Origin of the sequence: Microbacterium sp. (assembly GCF_011620715.1) — a bacterium.
In the GTDB taxonomy this organism is placed as follows: domain Bacteria; phylum Actinomycetota; class Actinomycetes; order Actinomycetales; family Microbacteriaceae; genus Microbacterium.
This window is the reverse complement of sequence record NZ_WOYP01000095.1, coordinates 1-4507: the sequence shown is the minus strand read 5'-3', so window position 1 is coordinate 4507 and position 4507 is coordinate 1. Positions and strand designations below refer to the sequence as shown.

Below are 4507 nucleotides of genomic sequence, written 5' to 3'. Positions count from 1 at the left end.
CTCGCTCTGCGCCTTCTTGCGCAGGATCGCGATGCGCGTTTCGAGGTCGGGCGCCTGCACGTCGGTGATGAGGCCCCACTCGAACCGGCTGCGCATGCGGTCTTCGAAGCCGGTGAGGTGTTTGGGCGGCACATCGCTCGTGATCACGACCTGCTTGTCGTGATCGTGCAGCGTGTTGAAGGTGTGGAAGAACGCTTCTTGGGTCTCGGCGCGACCCTGCAGGAACTGGATGTCGTCGATCAGGAGGATGTCGACATCGCGGTAGCGGGCCTGGAAGGCCGAGCCCCGGTTGTTCGCGATCGAGTTGATGAAGTCGTTCGTGAACTCTTCGCTCGAGACATAGCGCACCCGGATGCCGGCATAAAGGCTGAGGGCGTAATCGCCGATCGCGTGCAGCAGATGCGTCTTGCCGAGACCGGAGTCACCGTAGATGAAAAGAGGGTTGTACGCCTTCGCCGGGGCTTCGGCAACGGCGACCGCCGCGGCGTGGGCGAAGCGGTTGGACTGGCCGATCACGAAGTTGTCGAACGTGTATTTCGGGTTCAGTCGTGTATCGCTGCGCGAGGCGCCGGATGCTGCGTCGATCGACTCTTGCAATGGCTGACGCGTCGGGGTCGAGGGGGAGTTCGCCTGCACCGGGATCGGCGCGGTCAGCTGGGTCTCGGTGAGCTCGGGATTGACCACGACGCGGAATGCAGTCGCCGAGGGATCGTGCTGCTGATCCCGATCGACGCGGGTGAGGGCCTCCATGATCGGCGTTCGCATGCGCTTGTTGATCTGCGCAGCGGTCAGATCGTTCGGCACATCGAGGTAGAGGGTTCCGCCCATGACTCCCTGGGGTACGGCGAGGCTGAGGAATCCCTGCAGCTGCGGAGTCACCCGGGCGTCTCCGGCAAGCTCATCGAGCACGGCTGACCAGACAGGTACGTCTGGAACTTCGTGCGATGACATGGCCCCCCCGGGAGATTGACGCGCCACCCAGTTCGAAACGGAGAGCGTCACACCGAACCTGTGGATAACTGCCCGAGCCACGCTAGTGAGCGGGCGTCACGGGAGCAAACTCCACTGTAGGACCGCACCGCGTGTCATCGCCAGGAGTCTGCGAATCTGTCGCGATAATGCCGAGCCGATTCTGCTCAGTTTGAGTTCTGGGCCCCGGGAACGTAACCTTAATCGGTTGACTTATGCCTTGACGGCAGTCCCGTTCCCACGTCCCCGGTCTGAGCGTCAGTCCTTACTCCAGAAATTGCCGGGACACCTGATCCGGAAGTGATCTCATGACCAAGCGCACGTACCAGCCCAACAACCGCCGCCGCGCCAAGAAGCATGGTTTCCGTGCCCGTATGCGCACTCGCGCCGGCCGCAGCATCCTCTCCGCTCGTCGCTCCAAGGGGCGCACCGAGCTCTCGGCCTGACCCTCCGGCGGTGCTCGCTCGGCCGAACCGACTCACCCGCGGAGCGGATTACAAGGCCGTCGTCCGCCGGGGTCGTCGTTGCGCGAGCCCGCATACCGTCATGTACTCCAGCGACTCCGGCGAAGATCGAGCGGCGCGCTTCGGATTCATCGTGAGCCGCCAGGTCGGCCCGGCGGTGGTGCGCAACACTGTGCGCCGGCGCCTGAAGGCCGTCTGCGCCGAGGCGCTGCCGACGGTGCGGGCCGGATCCGACATCGTGATCCGCGTTCTGCCCAACGGCGCCGAGGCTGCGTTCGCTGATCTGCGCGCCGAAGTGACGCGATGCCTCGCCCGGAGCGCGACGTGAGTTCCGCGACGCTCCCGATGGCGTCGGTCGGTCAGGGCCACCTGGAAGCATCCTCCGCACTTCGCGCATTTCCGCTCCTGCCGCGCAATACCGTGTTGAGCTTGCTCCATGGTTACCGTGCGACCATCTCCCCTACGTACGGGGACGTCTGCAAGTATTACCCGTCCTGCTCGGCGTATGCGGTCGGCGCGGTTCAGCAGCACGGCGCACTCAAAGGCTCCGCCATGGCAGCCGCTCGCATCGCGCGCTGCCACCCTTGGGCGAAGGGTGGCGTCGATGACGTGCCCCTTCACAAGAACTTCCGGTACGAGCTGACCCCCTGGGGCTTCGTCGTACCTGTCTCCCTCAGAAAGGACTGATCCGTGCCGGATCTGATCGGAATCATCCTCTGGCCGCTCAAATGGGTGGTCGAGCTCGTCCTCGTATCGTGGCACTGGCTCTTCACCGTGATGGGGTTGCCGCCGGAGGCGGGCATCACCTGGGTGCTGGCGATCGTCGGCCTGGTTCTGGTAGTGCGCTCTGCGTTGATCCCCCTCTTCGTCCGGCAGATAAAGAGCCAGCGAAAGATGATGGAAATAGCTCCTGAACTGCGTAAAGTTCAGGAGAAGTACAAGGGCAAGAAGGATCAGCTCTCTCGTGAGGCAATGAGCCGCGAGACGATGGCGCTGTATAAGAAGCACGGCACGAACCCCGCGTCGTCCTGTCTTCCCCTCCTTGTGCAGATGCCGATCTTCTTCGCACTGTTCAGCGTTCTGAACGGCGTCCAGACCATCAAGACCGACCCCAATCACACCGGTGTCGGCCCGCTCAACAACGAACTCATGACCGAGTTCTACAACGCCAAGCTCTTCGGCGTCGCTTCGCTGCACGACACCCTGGTCGGAGCGTGGGAAGCCCAGGCTCCGGGCTGGCAGGTGACCGTCGGCATCCTGCTCGTACTGGTCGTCCTGATGATCGTCTCGCAGTTCTTCACTCAACTGCAGATCATCTCTAAGAACCTCTCGCCCGAGGCCAAGACCGGCCAGGCGTACCAGATGCAGAAGATCATGCTCTACGTGCTGCCTTTCGCCTTCGTCTTCTCGGGCGTCTTCTTCCCGCTCGGTGTCGTCATCTACTGGTTCACGAGCAACGTGTGGACGATGGTGCAGCAGTTCATCGTCATCCGGAACATGCCCACACCTGGGTCAGATGCCGCCAAGATGCGCGAGGAGCGCCTGGCGCGCAAGGGCAAGGCTCTCGACTCCTCCGGCAAGATCATCCCGATCGAGAAGTACGAGGCCGAACAGCAGCGCCTGTACGAAGAGGCCGAGCGTGCCCGGGCGGCAGCCCCGAAGCGGCAGCAGCCCGTCGGCAAGCAGCGCGCCAAGAAGCAGTCGCAGAAGCCCCGCGACAGTGGCTCCAAGCCGAGCGGCTCTGCCGATCCTGCCGCCGGCACCGCCGGCGCGGCATCCTGAGTCCACTGCTCTTCACCCGATCCATCTCGAGGAACCGATGACTACACCTGACCTCTCCCCCGTCGATGCCACGCCCTTCGAGCGCACCGCCGCCACCGTCGAGCAACTCGAGCAGGAAGGTGACATCGCCGCGGACTTCCTCGAGGAACTCATGGACATCGCCGATATCGACGGAGACCTCGCGCTCGATGTGAAATCCGGCCGGGCATACGTCTCACTCGAGTCGGATCAGGCCGGCTCGCTCGCGCTGCTGTCAGACCCCGAAACCGTGCAGGCCCTCCAGGAGCTCACCCGCATCGCGGTACAGAACCGCACGGGTCGCTTCTCCCGGCTCATTCTCGACATCGGCGGATCGCGGGCCACGCGTCAACGCGAGCTCGAGACACTCGTCGATCGGGCCATCGCCCGTATCGAGGCGGGTGCGACGCAGGCCTCGCTGCCCGCAATGTCGAGCTACGAACGCAAGCTCGTGCATGACATCGTCGCCGACCGCAGGTTCGTGTCCGAGTCGTATGGCGAGGGCGCCGACCGCCACACGGTCATCAGCCGCGGGTGATGTTTCACGTGAAACGGTGCGCGTCAGCAAACCGGGATTCTGGGGCGGAGCCCCAGAAGGCTCCATGACCGCTGTCGAGGTCGAGCCCGCGGTTGCTGCGAAGATCTTCGGCGCGCGGATCGATCTGGCGCGGCAGTTCACGCAGACGCTGGCAGATCACGGCGAGGCGCGCGGGCTGATCGGCCCACTCGAGCCTCCACGGCTGTGGACCCGCCACATCCTGAACAGCGCCGTTGCCGCTCCGCTGTTCTCCGGACGTGTCGGCGACGTCGGATCCGGCGCCGGACTGCCCGGACTGGTGCTCGCCATCGCAAGGCCTGATGTCGAGTGGATCCTGATCGAGCCGATGGAGCGTCGCGTCGCCTGGCTGTCTGAGCAAGCAGCCGAACTCGGACTCGACAATGTCGAGGTCGTTCGGGCTCGCGCCGAGGATTGGCGACGAGGACCGACGCTGGATGCCGCCACCGCACGCGCAGTGAGCGCACTTCGGACTCTGGTGCCTCTGACGGCTCCGCTTGTTCGCGATGGCGGTGAGCTCATCCTTTTCAAGGGTGCGAATGCATCCACAGAGATCGACGCCGCCGACAAGCAGCTGCGCAAATACCGGCTGAGCAACGTGCGTCTCGAAGTCGTCGGCGAAGGACTCCTGGCGGAGCCGACGCGCGTGGTGCGCGCGAGCGTGCGCTGATCCACGCTCAGGGACGTTTCACGTGAAACATCCGGTGGTCGAGTAGCG

Annotated in this window: 7 protein-coding genes; 6 read left to right on the top strand and 1 reads right to left on the bottom strand. The window is 64.3% G+C overall.

Features of this window, described 5'->3' with window-relative positions:
• The coding region (locus QZV84_RS09565; protein ID WP_292828856.1) for a DnaA/Hda family protein at nucleotides 1–951 on the bottom strand (951 nt) is incomplete at its 3' end.
• A gap of 326 nt (nucleotides 952–1277) precedes the next feature.
• Here QZV84_RS09565 and rpmH point away from each other — a divergent pair.
• The 6 genes from rpmH (at nucleotide 1278) to rsmG (ending at nucleotide 4459) form a co-directional block, all read left to right on the top strand.
• The gene (gene rpmH, locus QZV84_RS09560) at nucleotides 1278–1415 is read left to right on the top strand and encodes a 50S ribosomal protein L34 (protein WP_091701326.1); all 138 of its coding nucleotides are present in this window, start codon (nucleotides 1278–1280) and stop codon (nucleotides 1413–1415) included.
• Between the two features lie 10 nt (nucleotides 1416–1425).
• Nucleotides 1426–1761 (top strand): ribonuclease P protein component, encoded by a 336-nt coding sequence (gene rnpA / locus QZV84_RS09555; protein ID WP_292828851.1) that lies wholly within the window; start codon nucleotides 1426–1428, stop codon nucleotides 1759–1761.
• A gap of 17 nt (nucleotides 1762–1778) precedes the next feature.
• Nucleotides 1779–2120: a membrane protein insertion efficiency factor YidD gene (yidD, locus tag QZV84_RS09550; protein ID WP_292828858.1), complete on the top strand. Its 342-nt coding sequence runs from the start codon at nucleotides 1779–1781 to the stop codon at nucleotides 2118–2120.
• Nucleotides 2121–2123: 3 nt separating this feature from the next.
• On the top strand, nucleotides 2124–3215 hold the full coding sequence (gene yidC, locus QZV84_RS09545) for a membrane protein insertase YidC (protein WP_292828848.1): 1092 nt from the start codon (nucleotides 2124–2126) through the stop codon (nucleotides 3213–3215).
• A 37-nt stretch (nucleotides 3216–3252) separates the two neighbouring features.
• Complete coding sequence (locus QZV84_RS09540) at nucleotides 3253–3771, top strand: R3H domain-containing nucleic acid-binding protein (RefSeq protein WP_292828845.1); 519 nt, start codon at nucleotides 3253–3255, stop codon at nucleotides 3769–3771.
• A 64-nt stretch (nucleotides 3772–3835) separates the two neighbouring features.
• Nucleotides 3836–4459, top strand: a complete 624-nt coding sequence (gene rsmG / locus QZV84_RS09535; protein WP_292828842.1) for a 16S rRNA (guanine(527)-N(7))-methyltransferase RsmG — start codon at nucleotides 3836–3838, stop codon at nucleotides 4457–4459.
• The last annotated feature ends 48 nt before the right edge of the window (nucleotides 4460–4507 follow it).

Excerpts from the sequence above, each read along its gene's own strand:
- rpmH (WP_091701326.1), top strand. The coding sequence starts at position 1,278 with ATGACCAAGCGCACGTACCAGCCCAACAACCGCCGCCGCGCCAAGAAG.
- yidD (WP_292828858.1), top strand. The coding sequence starts at position 1,779 with ATGGCGTCGGTCGGTCAGGGCCACCTGGAAGCATCCTCCGCACTTCGC.
- QZV84_RS09540 (WP_292828845.1), top strand. The coding sequence starts at position 3,253 with ATGACTACACCTGACCTCTCCCCCGTCGATGCCACGCCCTTCGAGCGC.
- rsmG (WP_292828842.1), top strand. The coding sequence starts at position 3,836 with ATGACCGCTGTCGAGGTCGAGCCCGCGGTTGCTGCGAAGATCTTCGGC.